We start from the raw sequence: 19,799 nt of genomic DNA on the forward strand, positions 1-19,799 counted from the left end.
GGGCTATCCCGTGGTGCCGTTGGAGGAGCCGACCACGGAGAGCGTCCCTTCGAGATATGCCGCCCGGGAGGCGCGGCGCTGGATCTTGCCGCTGGACGTCTTGGGGATGGTGCCGGGGCTGACCAGGACGACATCCCGCACCGACAGGCCGTGGGCCTCGCCGATGGTGCTGCGGATCAGGGCGGTGATCCTGTCGAACTCGGGCGCGGCCTCCGGCGCCGCCTCCGCGACGACGACCGGCTGCTCGCCCAGCGCCCCGTCCTCGACGGAGAACGCGGCGGTGCAGCCGGGCCGGAGCGCGGGGTGGCACAGCTCGGCCGAGAGCTCCAGGTCCTGGGGGTAGTGGTTGCGTCCGTCGATCACCAGCAGGTCCTTGAGCCGGCCGGTGACGAACAGCTCCCCGTCCCGCAGGAATCCCAGGTCGCCCGTCCTGAGGAAACCGCTCCTGCCGTCCTTCAGGGACGCCCGGAACACCTCGCGGGTCGCCAGGGCGTTGCGCCAGTAGCCCCGGGCGACGCTCGCGCCGGCGATCCAGATCTCGCCGACCTCGCCTTCGGGGCACTCCTCCTGGCGATCACCGTCGACGATCACCACGGTCATGCCGGGACCGGGCCGGCCGCAGCTCACCAGCTCCGCGTCCGCGGGCTCGGGCCGCGCCCCGGGGCCGGCCCTGCCGATCAGCGTCGGCGGCGCGTCCACGGCGCTGCCGCTCACCATCAGCGTCGCCTCCGCGAGCCCGTAGCAGGGCAGGAAGGCCGCACGCCGGAAGCCGGCCGGGGCGAAGGTGTCGGAGAACCGCCGCAGCGTGGCGGCCCGCACGGGCTCGGCGCCGTTGAACGCCACCCGCCACGGGCGCAGGTCGAGGCCGTCCAGGAGCTCGGGCGTGGCGTGCCGCAGACACAGCTCGTACGCGAAGTTGGGCGCCCCGCTGGTGTGCGGGCGGAACCGGGAGATGGCGCTCAGCCAGCGCTCGGGCCGCTGGAGGAAGTGCAGCGGGGAGAAGAGGGTGGATGTCCCGCCCAGGTAGAGGGTGTTGAGCACGGGAGCGATGAGTCCCATGTCGTGGTACACCGGCAGCCAGCTGACGAAGAGATCCCCGTCATGTTCCGCGAGCGCGTCGGGGGAGTGCCCGAATCCGTGTGTGAGCACCCGCTGGTTGTCCATCAGGTTGCCGTGCGTCACGGTCACGCCGCGCGGAGCCGAGGTCGAGCCGGACGTGTACTGGAGAAACGCGACCGAATCCGGGCCGATGTCGGGTGCGCGCCAGGTGTTCTCCGCATCCTCGGGTATGTCGTCGGTGACGACGCGGGCGATGTCGGCCAGCTGGGGAAGGTGTTCCTCCATGCCGTCCAGGGCCGCCATGACCTGCCGGCCGCCCAGGATCACCTTGACGTCCGCGTCGGCGATCAGGCGCTTCATCCGGGTCAGGGCCCGGTGGTTCTGCGACCGCCCCTGCGGGGGCACGCCCGGCACCGCGATGACCCCCGCCGCGAGGCATCCCAGGTAGCCGCAGATGAACTCGACGCCGGGCGGATACAGCAGCAGCGCCCGGGAGCCCGCGAGGCCGCGCTCCTGAAGCAGGCCGCCGATGGCCCGGGAGCGCCGGCCCAGCCGCCCGTACGACAGTTCCTGGATCTCTCCGTCACAGTCCCCGGTGGCCAGGTAGCGATAGGCGATGCGGTCGGGCTGCCGCTCCTCCTGAGTGAGCATCACGTTGACCAGCGAGTCAGACATGCGGCTCAGAGTAGGGCCGGGAGACCGGGACAAAAGGGGGCAGTCCCACGGAGTGGACGCGGGTCCGAGGACGGAGGACCGGAACCCGGGCGGGCGCCGGGGTTCCGGTGGACGTCATCTGTGTGTCCTGATCCGCATAAACGTGATCCAGTTGGTCGGCTTGACGATGAGCTCGCCGGTGGCCTTGTCGCGGGTGACCATCTGACGGAAGGGCTCGGCGACCTTGTCCGGGCGGATGACGCGTCAATGCCGCGTGGCCACCCATCCGCTCTCGACCTCCCGAAGGAGCGCTTCGCATGCGGATGTACAACAACCCGGTGATCGGCGGCTTTCACCCCGACCCCAGCGTGTGCCGAGTGGGCGAGGACTACTACCTGGTGTGCTCGAGCTTCGAGTACTTCCCGGGCGTGCCCCTCTTCCACAGCCGGGACCTGGTGCACTGGCGGCAGGTCGGCAACGTCCTGGACCGGCCGGGACAGCTGGAGCTGCCGGACGGGACACCGGCCTCCGGCGGGATCTACGCGCCGACCATCCGCCACCACGACGGCCGCTTCTACATGATCACCACCAATGTCGGCGGCCGCGGACACTTCCTCGTCACCGGCGAGCGGCCGGAGGGGCCGTGGTCGGACCCGGTCTGGATCGATCTGCCGGGCATCGACCCCGACCTCGCCTGGGACGAGGACGGTTCGTGCTGGTGCGCCGTCTCCGGCGTCCAAGTGGCCCGTATCGACCCGGCGTCCGGCACCGTGCTGGAGGGGCCCTGGCCGGTGTGGTCCGGGACGGGCCTCCAGCACCCCGAGGCCCGTCACCTGTACCGCGTCGGCGACTGGTGGTACCTCATGCTCGCCGAGGGCGGCACCGAGCGCGGCCACTCCGTCTCGATCGCCCGCGCCCGCTCGCCGCGCGGCCCCTACGAGGCCGCCCCGGCCAACCCGATCCTCTCCCACCGCAGCACCGACCTGCCGATCCAGAGCACCGGCCACGCCGACCTGGTGTCCGCGCCCGACGGCACCTGGTGGATGCTGCTGCTCGCCACCCGCCCCCGTGGCTTCTTCCCGGCCTACCATGTCCTGGGCCGGGAGACGTTTCTGACGCCCGTGCGATGGGTGGACGGCTGGCCCGAGGCCGGGCCCGTACGGGAACGCCACCCCGCCCCGGCCGCCTGGCGGCCGCTCGACCCCGAGCCGCCCCGGGACGACTTCGACGGCCCGGCGCTCGCGCCCCGCTGGATCTCCCCGCGCGGCCGCCCCGCCGGCTCCTGGTCCCTGCGCGACCGGCCGGGGTGGCTGACGCTCACCGCGACGGGGGCCACCCTCGACCGCCCGGGCCACACCTTCATCGGGCGCCGCCAGCAGCACCCGGACTGCCGGGTGACGGCGCGCCTGGACCCCGGCCGGGCCCGCGCCGGACTCTCGGTGCGCCTGGACGAGGCGCACCACTACGACCTGGAGGTCGGCGGGGGAGAGGTGAGCGTGATCGCCCGGATCGGCCCGCTGCGCCAGTGCGTGGCGCGGCACCCGGTGGCGCCGGGCCCGCTCACCCTGGCCGTCGAGGTCCGCACCGGCGACATACCGGCCCCCTCCGTCACCTCCGCCGGGGACGCGGCGGGCGAACCGCTCGGTGTGCGTCCGGGCGGACCGGACGCGATCGCCTTCTGGCTCGACGGGCCCGAACCCGTGCGGCTGGCCGAACTCGACGGTCGCTATCTGTCGACCGAGGTGTGCGGCGGTTTCACCGGGCGGGTGATCGGCATGTATGTCACCGAAGACAGCGCCGCCTTCGACTGGTTCGACTACCGGCCGACCGCCGCCGACCCCCACTGACGCGGTGCCCGGGGGCCCGCGGACGGGTGTCCACGGGCCCCGGAACACGGCTCACCGGGGGTGGTTCAGGGGGTCGTGTGTCCGCGCACGGCGTGTCCGCGCACGGCGTTCGCGCCGGGCGCGTGCCCGGTCGGGGCCGTGATATGCGCGGCGGCCGCGGTGCCGGGAACGGTGCAGGACTTGCCGTTCAGGGTGTAGTCGCGCGGCGCCGGGTTGGTGCCCGTGTAGGTGCCGTTGAAGCCGATGGTGGTGGAGGCGCCGGTGGCCAGCGCGGCGTTCCAGCCGGCGTCCTTGACGGTGACCTGGGTGCCGCTCTGGCTCCAGGCGCCGTTCCAGCCCTGGGCGACCTTCTGGCCGCCGGTGAAGGAGAAGCCCAGCTGCCAGCCGTTCAGGGCGGGGCCCTTGTTGGTGATCGTGACGGTCGAGGTGAAGCCGGAGCCCCAGTCGTTGCTCACCCGGTAGTCGACCGTGCAGGTGGCGGCCGGGGCGGTGGCGGTGGTCAGCCGCACCGGGGCCGACGGCGGCGAGCTGCGGCCCGCGGTGTCCTTCGCCACCACGCGGAAGGTATAGGCGGTGGCCGGGGACAGCCCGGTGACGGTGGCGCTCGTGGCGGGGGCGTCGACCGTGGCGACCGGGGCGGCGCCGGCGGGGTCGCCGGAGTACACCTGGTAGGTCGCCACCGGGGACGAACCGGCGGTGGACGCGGCCCACGACAGTGTGGCCCGGTCCGAGCCGACCGCGCCGGCGGTCGGGGTGCCGGGGGCGGTGGGCGGACGCGCCTCGGACGAACCGGCGGGCAGGACGTACTCGGTGATGGAGTACGCGGGGAAGGTGGCGGTGAACCCGCCGTCGGTCAGCGGCTGGTCGGCCAGGTGCTTGATCGAGGTGACGTCGTCCTGGCCGTAGCGGTAGACCTGCGCGGAGCCGGCCGGCCCGGTGCGGCCGGTCACGGACACCGGGGCGGTCAGGTCCCCGGTGGTCTTGTTGACGACCATCACGGTGAGCGCGTGGTCGCTGTCGCGCTCGGCCGCGTACACCGAGAGCTTCTCCTGGTCGGCGCTGGCCGCCCGGACCGCGGTGTCGCCGAACGAGCCGCCGTTGCCGTCGTAGTTCCGGAACATGCGGAAGGCGTAGGCACCGGGGTCGGTGGACTTGGGCGGGGACCACAAGGTGGCCAGGTCAAGGTCCTCCCGGCCGAAGATGCCGAGCACATCGGCCTGCGCGAGGGCGCCGTCGATGTGGTCGAGCGCGCCCCAGTTGTACTCGGTGATGGCGAGCTTGGTGCCCGGGTAGTTCTCGTCGACGAGGGAGCGCATGCGCGGGATGTACTGGACGGGCTGGTTGATCCAGCTCTCGTCCACGTACGTGGGGTCCCACAGCTGTCGCGTGGAGCGCAGCCGCAGCTCCTGGGTGGCCGGGTCGTCGTTGCCGCTCGACACCCCGGACTGCTGCGGATAGATGTGGTTGTCGAAGTAGTCCAGGATGCGGCGGCCGTGGCTCTGCTCGTAGGCCTTCATCTGCTGGAGGTACCAGGGGGCGAACTGCTGCCCGCCGTGGGCCGCCCGGTCCGGGGGGTTGGACCAGCAGTCGCCGCCCTTTTCGTTGCAGGTCTTCTGGTCGAGGCCGGAGTAGATCAGGGAGTTCAGGCCCCAGCCGACCGGACCGAGGGTCTGCGCGCCGGGGTCGGCGTCCTTGATCGCGGCGGCGGTGGCATACGTGCTGTCACGCATCTCGTCATAGCCCGTGCCGGCCGGGTGCACATCCCGGTGGGTGGTGAACCACAGGTCGGGCTCGTTGTCGAGGTTGTAGAAGCGCACCCCGCCGGCGTCCGCGGACCCGTAGGCGCGGTTCAGGTACTCCACCCAGCCCTTGGTGAACTCCGGGCCGGCGGCGACGCTGGTGTCGGCGGGGTCGTTTCCGGTGACGTTGGTGTCGTCGGTCTTCACACCGTTGCCGCAGTCCGGGCGCCACTGGGCGTCGCTGCCCTTCTGGGGCCCGTACTTGGAGATGCTGAAGCCGCAGGCGGCGTTGCGGGCCGCCGTCGTCGAGCCGATCATCGGCACGGTCAGGATGGTGTCGGTGCCGGTGCGGCGATTCTGCTCGACGAACTTGTCGGCCTCCGAGCCGTCCGGCAGCTGGGCGGTGCCGTTCTCGTAGTACAGATTCTCGAAGTACCAGTCGGAGCCCGCGTTGTAGGCGTCGAGCTTGTAGTTGTAGCGGGTGGTGGCGTTTCCGCCCCATCGCCGTACCGGCAGTCGCAGCTCCTTGGCCAGCGCCTCCTCGGCGAAGTTGATCCCGTAGATGTGCGGGTCGATGGCGTGGCGCCCGGTGGTGGCGTCGACCGTGAGCGCGGGGCCTTCCGCGGCGGCGGGCCGCGCCCCTTCGCCCGGTAAGGCGCTCGCCGGGACGGGGTCGGCCAGACCGGCACCGGCCACCAGCAGTACCGCGGCCACCAGCGCGGTTCTCGGAGTCATGCGCATGATCTCCTTCTGAACGGGATAATGGGAGCGCTCCCACGGCTTTCACATGGTCAGTGAGGTCCGGGGTACTGTCAACCGTCTGGACCGAAGAGCGCAGCGAAGGCGGTAGCCATGCCCGAAGAGCAACCGGAAACCGTGCGGGCCCGCCTGATGAGCCGTCCCACTCCGCTGGAGGCCGCGCCCCGGCTGGCCCGGGCGATCGGACTGGCCCCTGACGACCTGTGGATCAAGCGCGACGACCTGACCGGCCTCGGCGGCGGGGGCAACAAGGTCCGCAAGCTGGAGTGGACGGCGGGCGCGGCCCGCGCCGAAGGCGCCACCACGCTGGTGACCAGCGGAGCCGCGCAGAGCAACCACGCCCGGCTGACGGCCGCGGCCGGCGCCCGGCTTGGCATGGACGTGGTGCTGGTGCTGGCCGGCGCGCCGAGCGCCGGGATGACCGGCAACATCGTGCTCGACGGCCTGTTCGGCGCCCGTGTCGTCTGGGCCGGAGAGGTGAGCGAGGCGGAGCTGGCGGCCGCCGTGGCGTCGGTGGCCGAGGACCTGCGCGCGAAGGGGGCCCGCCCCGCGGTCATCCCCTTCGGCGGCTCCAGCGTGCTGGGCGCCCGCGGCTACGCCGAGGCGGGGCGGGAACTCCTGGAGCAGGCCCCCGACCTGTCCACCGTCGTCGTGGCGCTCGGCTCGGGCGGCACCATGGCCGGGCTCGTCCACGCCCTGGGAGCCGAGCGGGTCCTGGGAGTGCACTGCGGCGCCGTGGCCGACCCCGAACAGACCGTCAGCGCGCTGGTCGGCGGCCTGTCCGACGGCGGGACGGCCGACCGCCGGGCGGCTGACGGGCTGCGCCTGCGCCTGGACCAGGTCGGGGCCGGTTACTCCGCGCTCACCGACCCGGTCATGGCCGCCATGACCACCGCCGCCCGCACCGAGGGCATCGTCCTCGACCCTGTCTACACCGGCCGCGCCCTGGCCGGTCTCATCGCGGCCGTCCACGACGGCCACGTGCGCCCCGGCCAACGCACGGTGTTTCTGCACACCGGTGGCCTGCCCGGACTCTTCGGACATCCCGAGGCCCTGCGGCGCGCCCGGTCAGCCGTGACCGACACCGGATGACGCACCGTCCGTGCCCAGACGGGCGGTTACCGCCGGGCGCGTAGCACACCGCCCCGGGACGGACATCCATACCGGTGGAAACCGCCGCGCTCCGGTCGGACCACCCGTGGCCGAGCCGCGCTACAGTCGGCCGGGTACGGGGAACTCCTTCGCCGGACACCGACACCGTTCACGGGGCGGCTGCTCAGCGACGTATGGCCACCGATGCCTCTGACGTGGAGCCACTCATGACCACACCGCGGGACCTGTTGATCGTCGCCCTGGACACGGTGCCCGACCGCCCGGTGGAGCGCGGGGACCTGTCGCTCGCGCTCGCGGGAGCCGAGATGATCGACCTCCTCGATGCCGAGGCCCTCACCCTCGACGGCGACCGCGTCGTGCCCGGCCTGCGCCCGACGATGGCCGACCGTCTGCTGGACGAGGCGGCGTCGTCGCTCGACCGGGAGGCGCCGTACGAGTTGGTCGACGACTGGCTGTGGCGCAGGGGCCGTGACCTGTCCACGGCCTATATGGCCTCGCTGGAGCAGGACGGGGAGGTCACCCGGCGGCACCACCGCTGGGCGCCCTTCGGGGCCGGCCGGGCCGCCCTGGCCGACTCGCCCGCCCGCCGCCGCGCGACGGACCGCTGGGCATCGGGCGAGCCCGTGCTCGCCACCCTCGCGGCGGCCGTCGGCATCCGCGAGGAGCCGACGGGGGACGCGGCGGAGGTGGCCGACGAAGCGGTGGTGACCGTGCTGGCCGCGGTCAGTGACGCCGTGATGGAGCTGGAAGCCGTACGCCAGCGGCGAGCCATCGAGCAGGCGGCCTTCGACAACATCTGGCGGGGCGACTAGGTCGTGTCCGGCGCGGTGGCCGGGTGTTCCCCGACGGTCAGCGGCGGGGGAGTCTGTCGGCCTCGAGGACGGCCTCGGCGAAGGCTTCCGGCGCCTCCTGGGGCACGTTGTGGCCGATGCCCTTGAGGGTCCTGTGCGCGTACGGGCCCGAGAACTTGTCCCGGTACATCGCGCCGTCCCCGGCGGGGGTGAAGGGGTCGCGCTCCCCGTCGAGGGTGACCGTGGGCACTCCGATGACGGGGCGTCGGGCCAGCCGCTCCTCCAGGCCGTCGTAGCGCGGATCGCCCGTCGCCAGGCCCAGCCTCCAGCGGTAGTTGTGGATCACGATGGCGGCGTAGTCCGGATTCCCGAACGCGGCGGCGGTCCGGTCGAACGTGGCATCGTCGAAGCCCCACATCGGCGAGTTGAACGTCCAGACGAGCCGCGCCAGGTCGCGCCGGTACTCCTCTTGCTCGAGGCCGAGCCGCCCTCGCTCCGTGGCGAAGTAGTACTGATACCACCAGGCCCATTCGGCCTTCGGCGGCAGCGGCTGCTTGTTGTCGTCCCGGTTGGCGATCAGATAGCCGGTGACGGAGACCAGGGCCTTGCAGCGGTCCGGCCAGAGCGCCGCGATGATGTCGGCCGTCCGTGACCCCCAGTCGAATCCGGCGAGGACCGCCTTCTCGATCCTGAGCGCGTCCATCAGGGCGATGATGTCGAGAGCGATCACCGACTGCTGGGCATTGCGGAAGGACCGGCTCGAGAGGAAGCGCGTCGTCCCATGGCCGCGCAGATACGGGACGATCACCCGGTAGCCCCGCGCCGCCAGCAGCGGAGCGACGTCGACATAGCTGTGGATGTCGTACGGCCAGCCGTGCAGCAGGATGACTGCCGGGCCATGGGCGGGGCCGACTTCGGCGTAGCCGACGTTCAGCACACCGGCCTTGATCTGTTCGAGCGAGTCGAAGGATGTTTGGGGCCGTGCGAGCGCCGACGACGCCGGGGTGGCCCGGCCGGCGATCGACGCGCCGATTGCGCCCGCGCCCGCGATCCTGCCGAAGCTCCGCCTGTTGAACATCCGAGTCCCCTCCGCCGTCATCCCGCTGCCACAGGGCGTGACGCAGCGTGCCGTGAGCAGGACTCTGGCACGGGCGTGCGTCACCGGTCAAGCCGGTGACGCACGATGCCGCGTCAGGTGTCGTACTGCGCCACCCCGTGGCCGAACGACCAGTCGATCGACTCGTTTTCGGTCAGGACGATGAACACGTTCCGCGGCTCGGTCCCCGCGTACGCGTGCGCGAGTTCGGCGATCCGCCGGTAGAGCGCCCGTTTCTGTGCGGGCGGGCGCCCGGAGCGCATGGTGATCGCGATGTACACGATGCCGTCGTCGCGCTGTATGCCGAGGTAGTCGTCGTAGCGCAGGGCGCTGCTGGCGCCGTCGTGGCCGGTCAGGACCTGGAACCGGTCGTCGGGCGGGAAGCCGATGGTCTCGACCATGGCGTCGTGCACGGCGCGGCCGAGCGCGTCGAGCCGATCGCCGTCGGCTCCCAGGGCGTCGATGCGGACGAATGGCATATCGGCGGTGCTCCTCCCGTGGCGGTGATGATCGTACATACTAGTAGGTACAGAAGAAGGTGATGCGGGTCGGGCGGTCGCATTCCGCTTCCGTGGGTAGGACGATCACACTGTCGCCACAGGAAGAGGACGCCATATGACGCGCATCGTGCGCTTCGCCGACGACACCGAGACCGTCCGGACCGGAGTCTCCGACGACACCGGCGCGATCCGGGCCTTCGCCGGAGCGCCGCTCGTCGCCGAGCTGCTGCGGCCGCCCGCGGCCGAGTTGCGTGCCCTGGTCGAGGAGACCGCCGCCGGCCCGGTCGCCGTCGACGAGCGGGACGTCCTGCTGCTGCCGCCGCTCGACGGGCTGATGGAGCTGTGGGCCGCGGGGGTGACCTACGAACGCTCCCGCGAAGCCAGGGTGGAGGAGAGCACCGAGCAGTCGGTCTACGAGCGGATCTACGACGCCGAGCGCCCGGAGCTGTTCTTCAAGTCGCAGCCCTGGCGGGTGGTGACCGACGGCGAGCCGATCGCCGTACGGGACGACTCCGAGCTGAACGTCCCCGAGCCCGAGCTGGCGCTGGTCCTCAACCGGCACGGTGAGACCGTCGGCTACCTGGTCGCCGACGACGTCAGCTCACGGTCCATCGAGGGCGAGAACCCGCTCTACCTTCCCCAGGCCAAGATCTACGCCGGAAGCGCCGCGGTGTCCTCGGGCATCGTGCCCGCCTGGGAGGTGGCGGCGCCCGACGCGCTGGACATCGCCATGGTGGTGTGGCGCGACGGCGAGGCGGTCTACCGGGGCGCCACCTCCACCGCCGCGTTCCACCGCACCCCGCGGGGGCTGGTGGACCACCTGTGGCGCTCCCAGCCCTTCCCCGACGGCGCCGTGCTGTCCACCGGCACCGGCATCGTGCCCGCGCTCGACTTCACGCTGAGCGCCGGGGACGTGGTGGAGATATCCATCGACGGCGTCGGCACGCTGCGCAACCCGGTACGGGTCGATCAGGCCGAACTGGACTGGCTGGTGGAGGCGATCAGCCACCCGCTGACGCGCCGTGCGCACCGGAGCCACCGCTCCCCGGGCTGATTCCGCCGGGGACCCGGCCGGGCCCGGCCGTGGTGCCCCGGATGACGAGGCGGGGGGCGACGACGGCTTCCGCGCGGAGCGTGCCGTCGCCCCGGGCGTCCTCGGTGGTGTTCTCCCTCGAGGTGCTCGCGCCCTCCAGGCGCGCGATGGCCCGGCCGACGGCGAGTTCGGCGAGGCGCGGGATGTCCTGGCCGACGGTGGTGAGGTTGATGTGGGCCAGGCGGGCCAGATGGGTGTCGTCGAAGCCGATGACGGAGATCTCGTCGGGGACGGACACCCGGGCCCGGAGGAGGATGTCGAGGACGCCGGTGGCGGAGCGGTCGTTGAAGGCGAGGACGGCGGTGGGTCGGGGGTCGGCGGCCAGGAGTTCGCGGGCGGCCGTGGCGCCGTCCTCCTCGGTCAGGCCGCCGGGCAGGACCCGGACGCGGTCGGCGAGGCCGTGCCGCTGCATGGCGGTGCGGTAGCCGCGGCGCCGGTCCGCGGCGCCCGGCGCCCGGCCGCCGTCGATATGGGCGATGTCGCGGTGGCCGAGCGCCACCAGGTGGTCCACGGCCTGCCGGGCACCCTCGTCGTCCGCGGTCCGTACGACCTCCATGCCCGGGGTGGACCCGCGCAGCCGACGGGCCACGGAGACCACCGGCAGCTGCGCGGCGAGCTCCGCCAGCCGCGCGGCCGGCGCCTGCGGGCCGAGCAGGATCAGGGCCTCGCAGCGGTCGGCGAGCAGGGTTTCGGTGGCGCGCTGCTCGCTGCGTCCGGCGGCCACAGCGCTCAGCGCGATCTGGTACCCGGCCGGCTCGGCCACCGCGTAGATGCTCTCCAACAGGTCGGAATGGAAGGGATGTTGGAGGCCGAACTGCACCCCGAGGAGATGGGACCGGTGGCTGCGCAGCAGCCGCGCCCGGGCGTCCGGCCGGTAGCCGATCTCGCGCGCGGCTTCGAGCACCCGCTCGCGGGTGGCGGCACCGGCGCCCTTCGCGTCGCGCATCACGATGGAGACCAGCGCCGTCGACACGCCCGCCCGCGCCGCGACATCGGCGAGGGTGGGGCGCTTCCCGTGAGGGCTGGCCGGCGTCGGTGGCACCTGAGATCTCCCTGGTGTCGCGGTCGAGGTCGGGTCGGCCGAGGTTTCGGCCCCCGGCCGTCGATCGTAGCCCAGGGGAGTGGCTGCCGACCCCCGCGACGCCTATAACGTTCTAGCGATTTTACCGCGGACACCTCTTGACACGCCCGCCCGGCGGCTGGCGTACTGCTGCCCCATGGCTAGAACGTTCTAGCTCGAGAGAGGGTGAGCGGCGATGTACACATTGGCGGTCTGCGCCGAGATGGTCTTCCGGGATCTGCCGATCCAGGAGCGGGCGCGACGCATCCATGACGCCGGTTTCCAGGTTGAGATCTGGGACTGGACGCGACACGACCTGGCCGCCCTCGAGCGCACGGGGGCGGTGTTCTCCTCGATGACCGGCTACCTCCGCGGCAGCCTGACGGACGAGGACGGGGCGGCCGAACTCCTGCGCACCGCCGAGGAGTCGGTGAAGACCGCCGGGCGGCTCGGCTGTCCCCGGCTGAATCTGCACGGCACCGGCCTGGACGGCGAAGGCCTGCCGGTGGCGCCGGTGGCGGGCGAGGCCACCGGGGAGATGTGGATCGCCGCCCACCGCACCCTCACCCGCCTCGCCGAGCTGGGCGAGCGCACCGGTGTCACCTTCACCCTGGAAAACCTCAACACCGCCGTCGACCACCCCGGTGTGCCGTTCGCGAAGGCCGCCGACACCCTGGCCCTGGTCGCCGCCGTGGACCGACCCGGGCTGCGCATGAACCTGGACCTCTACCACGCGCAGATCGGCGAGGGAAACCTGATCGAGCTGGTCCGCCGGGCCCATGGCCTGGGCCTGATCGGCGAGATTCAGGTGGCCGACGTACCCGGCCGCCGCGAACCCGGCACCGGGGAGATCAACTACCCGGCCGTGGCACGCACCCTCGCGGCCCTCGGGTACGACGGCACGGTCGCCATGGAGGCATGGGCCTCCGACGACAGCGAACTCGCCCTGGAGCGCTTCCGCTCCGCCTTCACCCTCTGACCACACCCCCTACGGACGTACGGAGCACCCGCATGACCACGCGACACCCCCTCCCCGTCGGTCTCATCGGCGCCGGTCGGATGGGATCGTTCCACGCCGAGACCCTCGCCCACCGCCTTCCCGGTGTCCGGCTCGCCGCCGTCGCCGACCCGGCCCCGGGCGCCGCGCGGCGCCTCGGTGACCGGCTCGGCTGCGCCACGGCCCACACCGAGATCGGGGAGCTGCTCGCCGACCCCGGGGTCGAGGCGGTGGTCATCGCCACCCCGGCCCGCACCCACGCCGACCTCGTCGAGGCCGCGGCCCGGGCGGGCAAGGCCGTCTACTGCGAGAAGCCCATGGCCGTCAGCCTCGCCGAGGCCGACCGCGCCATCACGGCCGCCGCCGACGCGGGCGTGCTCCTCCAGGTCGGCTTCAACCGCCGCTACGACACGGGCTTCCGCGCCGCCCACGACAAGATCGTCGCGGGTGACATCGGCACTCCGCAGCTGCTGCGCTCGCTCACCCGGGACCCCAAGCTGGCCGACCCCGCGCCCATCCCACCGTGGACGATCTTCCTGGAGACCCTCATCCACGACTTCGACACCCTGCGCTTCCTCAACCCCGGCGCCGAACCGGTCGAGGTCTTCGCCATGGCCGACGCGTTGCTGCGCCCCGACTTCAAGGACCGCGGCCTGCTCGACACCGCCGTCGTCACCATCCGCTTCGACAACGGCGCGCTCGCCACCGCCGAGGCCAACTTCCAGGCCGTATACGGCTATGACGTCCGCGGCGAGGTCTTCGGCTCGGCCTCCATGCTCACCATGGGCGACATCCGCCGCAGCCACCTGACCGCCTACGGCCCGGACGGCATCGCGGCCGACTGCGTCACCTACGACCAGGACCTCTTCCGCGACGCCTATGTGGCCGAGCTCGCCGACTTCACAGACCGGGTGCGCAGTGGCGGTACTCCCTCCGTCACCGGCGAGGACGCACGCGCCGCCCTGTCCATCGCCCTCGCCGCCATCCGCTCGGTCACGACGGGCGGACCGGTCCGCGTGGACGAATGACCGCTCCGTGATTTTTCCCGGACGCCCGATCATCAAGGCGTGCGCCGGGTACGTTGCCAAGTGCACCGACGGACGACGGAAAGGCACACCCATGACCAACCCGTTCGAAGACCCGGACGGCACTTACCTCGTGCTGGTCAATGACGAGGGCCAGCATTCCTTGTGGCCGGAATTCATTGAGGTACCCGCCGGCTGGACCGTCGCCAAGTCGGCGGACACCCGGGACGCCTGCCTGGCGTACATAGAGGAGAACTGGACGGACATGCGTCCGGCCAGTCTGGTGAAGGCCATGGCCGACGCGAACAGCTGAGTCGGCGCAACTCGACCTCGCCGTATCCCGGGGCGCTCTCGGCGGGGAGCGCCCCGGGATCGTCTCGGCGCCGGGCCTCGGCGTGGCGGGAATGCCGGGGCCGGCCAGGCGTTGAACCTCATGTGAGCTCATTGATCGCCTCGACCCGGTTCTCGATCCTCGACCGCTCGCGGATCCGGGAGGGACACGGTGGTCCGCAGGCGCTGCGCGACACCGTGCGCCTGGCTCAGGAGGCGGAGCGGCTCGGCTACCACCGGATCTGGGTCGCCGAACATCACGGCGTGCCCGGCGTCGCGGGCTCGGCGCCGACCGTGCTGGCCGCCGCGATCGCCGCCGCCACGCACAGGATCCGGGTCGGCACGGGCGGGGTGATGCTGCCCAACCACCAACCGCTCGTGGTCGCCGAGCAGTTCGGCGTGCTGGAGTCCCTCTTCCCCGGGCGGATCGACATGGGCCTGGGCCGCTCGGTCGGCTTCACCGACGGCGTGCGCAGGGCGCTGGGCCGGGACAAGGACGACGCCGACGACTTCGCGGGGCAGCTGGCCGAGCTCCTCGGCTGGTTCGAGGGCACCTCGCCGACCCGCGTCCACGCCCGCCCCGCCGAGGGGCTGCGCGTCCCGCCGTATGTCCTGGCCACCGGCGAGGGCGCGGCGATCGCCGCCGAGGCCGGGCTTCCGCTGGTGATCGGCGACCTCAGGGGCCGCGAGAAGCTGCTGCGCGCGATCGACCACTACCGCGCCGCTTTCCGCGCCTCCGCGTGGGCCGACGAGCCGTTTGTCGTCGCCGCGGGCACGGTCGCCGTCGCCGAGACCCCCGAGCTGGCCCGTCGGCTGCTGGTCCCCGAGGCGTGGGCCATCGCGTACTCGAGCACCCACGGCACGTTCCCGCCGCTCGTCCCGGCGGAGGAGATCGAGCGGCGGACCATGAGTCCGAAGGAGCGGGACCGCTACGAGTCGGCCCTGCGCGGCCATATCCACGGCACCGAGGAGCAGGTGGCCGAGGAACTGGAGACGGTCATCAAGGAGACCGGCGCCCAGGAGATCATGGTCACAACCAGCACCTACGACCGGGACGCCCTGATCGCCTCCCATCGCGGGCTGGCCCGGATCGCGGGGCTCGCCGACGGCCGGTGACCGCGTCCCGCGGGATTGTCGTGGTGTCCCGCATCCCCGCAGGTCAGGGCGGTGGACGTCCCTCTTTCAGCTCAGCTCTCCGGCAACGGTGGCCACTGCCGGGACCCGGCCCCAAGCTCGGTCGGAGCGAGGGGACGGGACGGAAGGACAGCACCACGATGCAGGGCACCACGCACGACACGCGGTCAGGGGCGGCACCCGCGATCGGCCGGCTCCTGTCGGGCGAGCGAACCGAGCTGGACCTCGGCCCGGCGCGCCTGCTGGTGCTGCGCCCGCCCGGGCCGCCCGCGCGGCCCGGCGTACGGTGGAGCGCCGCGGCGCCGGGCACGGCGCAGACGTGGCAGGTGGTACTGGCCTCGGGTGGGCCGCTCACGCTGAGCGGTGGCCACGACGCGGTCCGCCTGGCCCCGGGGGAGCTGGCCCTGTGGGCCCCGCCGGACACCGCGCCGGCCATGACGGTACGGGGGACGCCGTCGGCGCGGGCCGTGGCGGTGTGCCTCCCGTGCCGGACGGTGCCGGCCCCGGCCCGGGTGGCGTGCTCCCTGACGGCCCGCCCCCTGCCGTCGTCGGGCGGAGCGGGGGCGCTGTTGTCCGACCTCATCGAGGGCCTCGCCACCCAGGCGGCGCTGGTCGAGGCGCGGCAGGCGCTGTGGCTGGGGTCGGCGGTGGTCGATCTGACGGTCGCCCTGCTCAGCGGCGTGGCCGACCTGGGGGACCCCGCACGGTCGCGGTCACGCCAGGCCACCCTGCTGGACGAGATCAAGACCTATGTCGACCTGCGGCTGGCGAACCCGGAGTTGGCGCCGCTCGGCATCGCCAGGGCGCATCACATCTCCCTGCGCTATGTGCACCATCTCTTCCAGCAGGACAAGCAGACCGTCCGGGGCTATATCCGGGAGCGGCGGCTGGAGCACTGCCGGGCCGATCTGCTCAGCCCCGGTCTCGCCACTGAGAGCGTCGGCCGGATCATGGGGCGCTGGGGGTTCCGGGACGCGGCGGTGTTCGGGCGGGCGTTCAAGCGTGCGTACGGACTGTCCCCGGCGGAGTATCGGAGGCGGGGGGCTCGGGCGCCTCGGTGAGGTGTGCCGAACCGCCCGGCTTGGTGCAGTCGTGTGCTCCCGAGGTGAGGACGGTGCACGCTCTGGCCTCCGACGGAGTGGCGGACGCGACCATGGGGCTGTAGATATCAGTGTCGTAGTGCACCTTGTCCTGGTACGAGGCGTGTTCGGCCGCCACCACCTTCGCGATGTCACCGGGGTGTCCCCAACTGATGCGGGACCACGCCGCCTTGCAGGAGTCGCTGTACCGCAGCTCCACATACACGCCGTGGAACCTGGTCAGGGCCGAGGTCCAGGCGTCCCCCGCGCACCCCATCTCCTTCGGGTCCTTGCCCGCGCAGCTCTCCTGGAAGCAGTGGGTGTACAACTCCCCGGCCGCTGAGTGGGAGGGGGAGGCCGAGCGCGGCCGGGCTTCGTCGTCCGGTCCCCACCACCACACGGCGGCGGCGCCCAGAGCCAGGACGGCCAATATCGATGCCGCGGTCAGGAGTGTCCTCCTGGCCGGTGCGCGCCCGACAGGCGGCGTGGCCTCGGGCGGCGTGGCCTCGGGTGACATGGCCTCGGGCGGGGTGGCGACCGTGGACGCGGGGGAGTCCGCCGGCGCGCGGCGTCCCGGCGCCTCGCGGCCGCTCCAGGCGCGCTCGGCCAGCTCCCACAGCGCGGCCAGCCGGGCCGAATCGGCGTCCACGGCGCGGCCCAGGGACTCCACCGCCTGCCGCGGGGGCAGGGCCTTGCCGTTGAGATAGCGCTCCCAGGAGGACTTGCTGTGCAGGGTGCGTTCCGCGAGCGCGGCCAGGCTCAGCCCGCTGCGGTCCTTGTACCGGCGCAGCTGCTCCACGAGGTTGCGGACATCCGGATCCAGGGTGTCCGGCAGGGACTTCCAGTCGGCCATGGTTATATCCCAGCCCCGATCCTCGGCTGATGCATACTCCTTTGCGTCACTCTGGCTTCAAGCAGGTCGGACAGGAGCTGATTTCCGCCAACTGTCAGGCCCGCATGCCGTTTGGGGGAGGAACGAGCATGGCGCGCGGGAGCGTCGCGTTACGGACGATCACAGTGCTCGCGATGTCGGCGGTGCTGACGCTGGGCGCGGCTCCCGGCCGCGCGTCGCCCCCGCCGTCGTATGTGGACGGGGGAGGGGCGCTCGCCGACGACTGGCGGGACGAACCGCAGCTCGCCCGGGGACGGGTGGAGCGCAGCGACCTGGTGGGCATGTGGCAGGCGGTGCTGTGGGCGGACGGCTATCTGCCCCGGTCCGGGGTCAGCTGCGCCTACGACGCGGCGACCGCCGAGGCGACCCGTGTGTGGCAGAGCAACCACGGGCTCGACGCGGACGGCATCGTGGGCCGGGCGACCTTCGGTTTCGCCGGCCGGCGCCTCACCCGGATCCCGCCGTGGACGGTGTACCAGGGCGAGGAGCGGAACCTGCCGCTGCGCCGGGCGAGCGGCGGCGCGTACGAGGTGTACGACGGTGGCCGATTCCGTGCGCTGCGGAGGGACGCGGTCACCCTCGTCCAGTGCCGTCGCCGCTGACGGCGCCGACGGGGCCGATCCAGCTGTCGTGCTCGGTCACGCCGAGCTGCTGCCCCGCCACCACCACGCAGGCACGCGCCTTGTGCTGGTCGGCCGCCACCATGGCGGTGTGCGCCGCGCCCCGGGCGGCGGTCTGCGTCGTAGCCCCCGCGGCGGCCGCCAGCAGTTGTCCGGTGCCGTCCGCCGGATCCACCTCCGCCCACACGGCCCGGCACACCGGGCTGTACCGCAGGCGCAGGGTCCGGCCGTGAGCGCTCAGCGCGTGGACGGTGACGCTGTCGCGGTCGCATCCGTCCCGGTACGGATCCCGGCCCTGGCACGAGCGGGCCGCGCAGTGCGTACCCGTGGGGCCCGTCCCCTGGGAGCGCAGCTCCCACGGCCAGGCGGGTGAGCCCTCGGGCGCTCCCGGCGGTGCGCTCCGCGGGCGGACACCATCGCCCCAGGGACGTATGACGAGTAACGCGAGGAACGCGGCCAGCAGCCCGCACACCGCCACCACGGCGCCGACGGCCGTCCTGCGGGAGGGGCGCCGCGGCCGGGCGGGGGTCGAGGGCCCGCGATCGGACCCCTGCGCCCCCTCCGGCTCTCGGGGCTCACCCGCGGTCCGCACAGTCTGCGCGCTCTGCTCTGTCTGCGCGCCCTGCCCCGCCGTCCAGGCGTCCGAGGCGGACTCCCACAGCACCCGCAGCAGCCCCCGGTCCGCCCGGGTGAGCCGGCCGAGCGCGTCGACGGCCTCCCACGGCGGCAGCGCCCGCCCGTTGAGATAGCGGTGCCAGGACGAGCTGCTGTACGCGGTCTTGGCCGCGAGCGAGGTCAGGCTCAGCCTCGAGCGGTCCTTGTGCAGCCTCAGCTCTTCGGCCAGCCGGCGCGCCTGGGGCGGAAGATCACCAGGCAGCGGTCGCCATCGGGCCATGACACCCCTTCCGCCGCCACCCGTCGCCCGCCCGCTATACTAGTGACCAGTTACTGAGCCTTCTCATCGCGGATTCAATCTGCTGAGGAGGCTTTTTTCATGCCCAACGACAACACAACACCAGCGAACATGACCCAGGGGAAACCCACCGCCGCGGTCGCGGGTACCTGGAACCTCGGCGATCTGACCGTCAACCGCCTCGGATTCGGGACGATGCGACTGACGGGCAGCGCCGCCTTCGGCTTCGGCGCCCCGAGCGACCGCGAACGGTCCATCGGCGTGCTGCGGCGCGCGATCGAACTCGGTGTCAACCACATCGACACCGCGGCGTTCTACTTCTCGTCGCTGCGGTCCGCCAACGAACTCATCAACCGCGCGCTGGCGCCCTACCCGGAGGACCTCGTCATCGCCACCAAGGTCTGGGCGGGCCGGGACCCGTCGGGCGCGTGGTGGTGGGCCACACCGGAGCAGTTGCGCGGCCAGGTCGAGGAGAATCTGCGTCAACTGGGCCGTGACCACCTGGATGTGGTGAATCTACGGGTCCCGCCGAGCCGCAGATCCGGCTCCGTCGCCGAACACTTCGGCGCCCTGGCCGACCTCCGCACCGCCGGGCTCGTACGCCACCTGGGCATATCCAATGCCACGCGCGAGCATCTGGCCGAGGCCCGGGCGATCGCGCCGGTGGTCTGTGTGCAGAACGCCTACGGCGTCGGAGCGCCGGCCGACGAGCGGGATCTCCTGCGGGCCTGTGGCGAGCAGGGCATCGCCTATGTGCCGTTCTACGCGATCGCCGGAGCGGGGCGCGAGGCCGGGGCGGGCGCGACCGACGGTGAAGCGGTGCTCGCGGTCGCCCGTGCGCACGGGGTGACACCCGCGCAGGTCCGGCTGGCGTGGACGCTGCGCCAGGGGCCGCATGTGCTGGCGATCCCCGGCACCGGGAACCCGGACCACCTCGTGGAGAACGTGGCCGCGGCGGAGTTGCGGCTCTCGGACGACGAGGTGTCCGCCCTGGACGCCGAGGAGGTGTCCGGCGGCTGAGGACGCCGCGCCACAGCGCGCCCGCTCCGCCGCCGGAGGGATTCGGCGTCGGAGCGGGCGCGTTGTGGCTGAACTCGA

The 19,799-nt window shown here is 72.6% G+C and carries 18 protein-coding genes; 11 read left to right on the forward strand and 7 right to left on the reverse strand.

All coding sequences use genetic code 11. The features are described 5' to 3' along the window. Window positions 1–3: 3 nt before the first annotated feature. Window positions 4–1,734, reverse strand: a complete 1,731-nt coding sequence (locus ACH4S9_RS33040; protein WP_398375240.1) for a fatty acyl-AMP ligase — start codon at window positions 1,732–1,734, stop codon at window positions 4–6. Between the two features lie 296 nt (window positions 1,735–2,030). Between ACH4S9_RS33040 and ACH4S9_RS33045 the strand changes: the two genes are divergently transcribed. Then, window positions 2,031–3,560 (forward strand): glycoside hydrolase family 43 protein, encoded by a 1,530-nt coding sequence (locus tag ACH4S9_RS33045; protein ID WP_398375241.1) that lies wholly within the window; start codon window positions 2,031–2,033, stop codon window positions 3,558–3,560. 65 nt (window positions 3,561–3,625) lie between these two features. On the opposite strand, the gene ACH4S9_RS33050 is transcribed toward ACH4S9_RS33045, so the two are convergent. Continuing rightward, window positions 3,626–6,034 (reverse strand): glycoside hydrolase family 44 protein, encoded by a 2,409-nt coding sequence (locus ACH4S9_RS33050; RefSeq protein ID WP_398375242.1) that lies wholly within the window; start codon window positions 6,032–6,034, stop codon window positions 3,626–3,628. A 117-nt stretch (window positions 6,035–6,151) separates the two neighbouring features. Between ACH4S9_RS33050 and ACH4S9_RS33055 the strand changes: the two genes are divergently transcribed. After that, entirely contained in the window at window positions 6,152–7,150 is a 999-nt protein-coding gene (locus ACH4S9_RS33055) for a D-cysteine desulfhydrase family protein (protein WP_398375244.1), read from the forward strand. Between the two features lie 227 nt (window positions 7,151–7,377). Then, a complete protein-coding gene (locus ACH4S9_RS33060) occupies window positions 7,378–7,983 on the forward strand; it encodes a GPP34 family phosphoprotein (protein ID WP_385337294.1) in 606 nt (201 codons plus the stop codon). A gap of 37 nt (window positions 7,984–8,020) precedes the next feature. Here ACH4S9_RS33060 and ACH4S9_RS33065 read toward each other — a convergent pair whose 3' ends face one another. Both ACH4S9_RS33065 and ACH4S9_RS33070 read right to left on the reverse strand, forming a co-directional pair. Beyond that, the gene (locus tag ACH4S9_RS33065) at window positions 8,021–9,040 is read right to left on the reverse strand and encodes an alpha/beta fold hydrolase (RefSeq protein ID WP_398375245.1); all 1,020 of its coding nucleotides are present in this window, start codon (window positions 9,038–9,040) and stop codon (window positions 8,021–8,023) included. 113 nt (window positions 9,041–9,153) lie between these two features. Continuing rightward, a complete protein-coding gene (locus ACH4S9_RS33070; RefSeq protein WP_398375247.1) occupies window positions 9,154–9,537 on the reverse strand; it encodes a tautomerase family protein in 384 nt (127 codons plus the stop codon). A 136-nt stretch (window positions 9,538–9,673) separates the two neighbouring features. Between ACH4S9_RS33070 and ACH4S9_RS33075 the strand changes: the two genes are divergently transcribed. Then, complete coding sequence (locus ACH4S9_RS33075; RefSeq protein WP_398375249.1) at window positions 9,674–10,612, forward strand: fumarylacetoacetate hydrolase family protein; 939 nt, start codon at window positions 9,674–9,676, stop codon at window positions 10,610–10,612. Here ACH4S9_RS33075 and ACH4S9_RS33080 read toward each other — a convergent pair. Beyond that, window positions 10,560–11,693, reverse strand: a complete 1,134-nt coding sequence (locus ACH4S9_RS33080) for a LacI family DNA-binding transcriptional regulator (RefSeq protein ID WP_398375251.1) — start codon at window positions 11,691–11,693, stop codon at window positions 10,560–10,562. The two genes, ACH4S9_RS33075 and ACH4S9_RS33080, sit on opposite strands and share 53 nt — an antisense overlap. Before the next feature lie 214 nt (window positions 11,694–11,907). Between ACH4S9_RS33080 and ACH4S9_RS33085 the strand changes: the two genes are divergently transcribed. From ACH4S9_RS33085 to ACH4S9_RS33105, 5 genes are all read left to right on the forward strand, one after another. Further along, on the forward strand, window positions 11,908–12,690 hold the full coding sequence (locus ACH4S9_RS33085; RefSeq protein WP_398375253.1) for a TIM barrel protein: 783 nt from the start codon (window positions 11,908–11,910) through the stop codon (window positions 12,688–12,690). A 32-nt stretch (window positions 12,691–12,722) separates the two neighbouring features. Next, window positions 12,723–13,736 (forward strand): Gfo/Idh/MocA family oxidoreductase, encoded by a 1,014-nt coding sequence (locus ACH4S9_RS33090; protein ID WP_398375255.1) that lies wholly within the window; start codon window positions 12,723–12,725, stop codon window positions 13,734–13,736. 91 nt (window positions 13,737–13,827) lie between these two features. Continuing rightward, window positions 13,828–14,046, forward strand: a complete 219-nt coding sequence (locus tag ACH4S9_RS33095; RefSeq protein ID WP_311723238.1) for an MbtH family protein — start codon at window positions 13,828–13,830, stop codon at window positions 14,044–14,046. 122 nt (window positions 14,047–14,168) lie between these two features. Continuing rightward, window positions 14,169–15,179: an LLM class flavin-dependent oxidoreductase gene (locus ACH4S9_RS33100; RefSeq protein ID WP_385337274.1), complete on the forward strand. Its 1,011-nt coding sequence runs from the start codon at window positions 14,169–14,171 to the stop codon at window positions 15,177–15,179. Between the two features lie 158 nt (window positions 15,180–15,337). Then, window positions 15,338–16,258, forward strand: coding sequence for a helix-turn-helix domain-containing protein (locus ACH4S9_RS33105; RefSeq protein ID WP_361192818.1), 921 nt, complete (start codon window positions 15,338–15,340; stop codon window positions 16,256–16,258). Here the strand turns inward: ACH4S9_RS33105 and ACH4S9_RS33110 are convergent. Next, window positions 16,194–17,129 (reverse strand): DUF2690 domain-containing protein, encoded by a 936-nt coding sequence (locus ACH4S9_RS33110; RefSeq protein WP_311723235.1) that lies wholly within the window; start codon window positions 17,127–17,129, stop codon window positions 16,194–16,196. The two genes, ACH4S9_RS33105 and ACH4S9_RS33110, sit on opposite strands and share 65 nt — an antisense overlap. A gap of 128 nt (window positions 17,130–17,257) precedes the next feature. Here ACH4S9_RS33110 and ACH4S9_RS33115 point away from each other — a divergent pair, with 128 nt between their 5' ends. Then, window positions 17,258–17,770: a peptidoglycan-binding domain-containing protein gene (locus ACH4S9_RS33115; RefSeq protein WP_311723234.1), complete on the forward strand. Its 513-nt coding sequence runs from the start codon at window positions 17,258–17,260 to the stop codon at window positions 17,768–17,770. On the opposite strand, the gene ACH4S9_RS33120 is transcribed toward ACH4S9_RS33115, so the two are convergent. Then, a complete protein-coding gene (locus ACH4S9_RS33120; protein ID WP_398375259.1) occupies window positions 17,742–18,683 on the reverse strand; it encodes a DUF2690 domain-containing protein in 942 nt (313 codons plus the stop codon). The two genes, ACH4S9_RS33115 and ACH4S9_RS33120, sit on opposite strands and share 29 nt — an antisense overlap. Window positions 18,684–18,782: 99 nt before the next feature. Here ACH4S9_RS33120 and ACH4S9_RS33125 point away from each other — a divergent pair, with 99 nt between their 5' ends. Continuing rightward, window positions 18,783–19,721: an oxidoreductase gene (locus ACH4S9_RS33125; RefSeq protein WP_398375261.1), complete on the forward strand. Its 939-nt coding sequence runs from the start codon at window positions 18,783–18,785 to the stop codon at window positions 19,719–19,721. Window positions 19,722–19,799 lie beyond the last annotated feature (78 nt).

This window comes from Streptomyces sp. NPDC021225, assembly GCF_044332865.1.
Classification (GTDB): Bacteria; Actinomycetota; Actinomycetes; order Streptomycetales; family Streptomycetaceae; genus Streptomyces.

Bases quoted from the DNA above. Each gene is read 5' to 3' on its own strand.
- ACH4S9_RS33040 (WP_398375240.1), bottom strand. From the start codon at position 1,734: ATGTCTGACTCGCTGGTCAACGTGATGCTCACTCAGGAGGAGCGGCAG.
- ACH4S9_RS33045 (WP_398375241.1), top strand. From the start codon at position 2,031: ATGCGGATGTACAACAACCCGGTGATCGGCGGCTTTCACCCCGACCCC.
- ACH4S9_RS33050 (WP_398375242.1), bottom strand. From the start codon at position 6,034: ATGACTCCGAGAACCGCGCTGGTGGCCGCGGTACTGCTGGTGGCCGGT.
- ACH4S9_RS33055 (WP_398375244.1), top strand. From the start codon at position 6,152: ATGCCCGAAGAGCAACCGGAAACCGTGCGGGCCCGCCTGATGAGCCGT.
- ACH4S9_RS33060 (WP_385337294.1), top strand. From the start codon at position 7,378: ATGACCACACCGCGGGACCTGTTGATCGTCGCCCTGGACACGGTGCCC.
- ACH4S9_RS33065 (WP_398375245.1), bottom strand. From the start codon at position 9,040: ATGTTCAACAGGCGGAGCTTCGGCAGGATCGCGGGCGCGGGCGCAATC.
- ACH4S9_RS33070 (WP_398375247.1), bottom strand. From the start codon at position 9,537: ATGCCATTCGTCCGCATCGACGCCCTGGGAGCCGACGGCGATCGGCTC.
- ACH4S9_RS33075 (WP_398375249.1), top strand. From the start codon at position 9,674: ATGACGCGCATCGTGCGCTTCGCCGACGACACCGAGACCGTCCGGACC.
- ACH4S9_RS33085 (WP_398375253.1), top strand. From the start codon at position 11,908: ATGTACACATTGGCGGTCTGCGCCGAGATGGTCTTCCGGGATCTGCCG.
- ACH4S9_RS33090 (WP_398375255.1), top strand. From the start codon at position 12,723: ATGACCACGCGACACCCCCTCCCCGTCGGTCTCATCGGCGCCGGTCGG.
- ACH4S9_RS33095 (WP_311723238.1), top strand. From the start codon at position 13,828: ATGACCAACCCGTTCGAAGACCCGGACGGCACTTACCTCGTGCTGGTC.
- ACH4S9_RS33105 (WP_361192818.1), top strand. From the start codon at position 15,338: ATGCAGGGCACCACGCACGACACGCGGTCAGGGGCGGCACCCGCGATC.
- ACH4S9_RS33110 (WP_311723235.1), bottom strand. From the start codon at position 17,129: ATGGCCGACTGGAAGTCCCTGCCGGACACCCTGGATCCGGATGTCCGC.
- ACH4S9_RS33115 (WP_311723234.1), top strand. From the start codon at position 17,258: ATGGCGCGCGGGAGCGTCGCGTTACGGACGATCACAGTGCTCGCGATG.
- ACH4S9_RS33120 (WP_398375259.1), bottom strand. From the start codon at position 18,683: ATGGCCCGATGGCGACCGCTGCCTGGTGATCTTCCGCCCCAGGCGCGC.
- ACH4S9_RS33125 (WP_398375261.1), top strand. From the start codon at position 18,783: ATGCCCAACGACAACACAACACCAGCGAACATGACCCAGGGGAAACCC.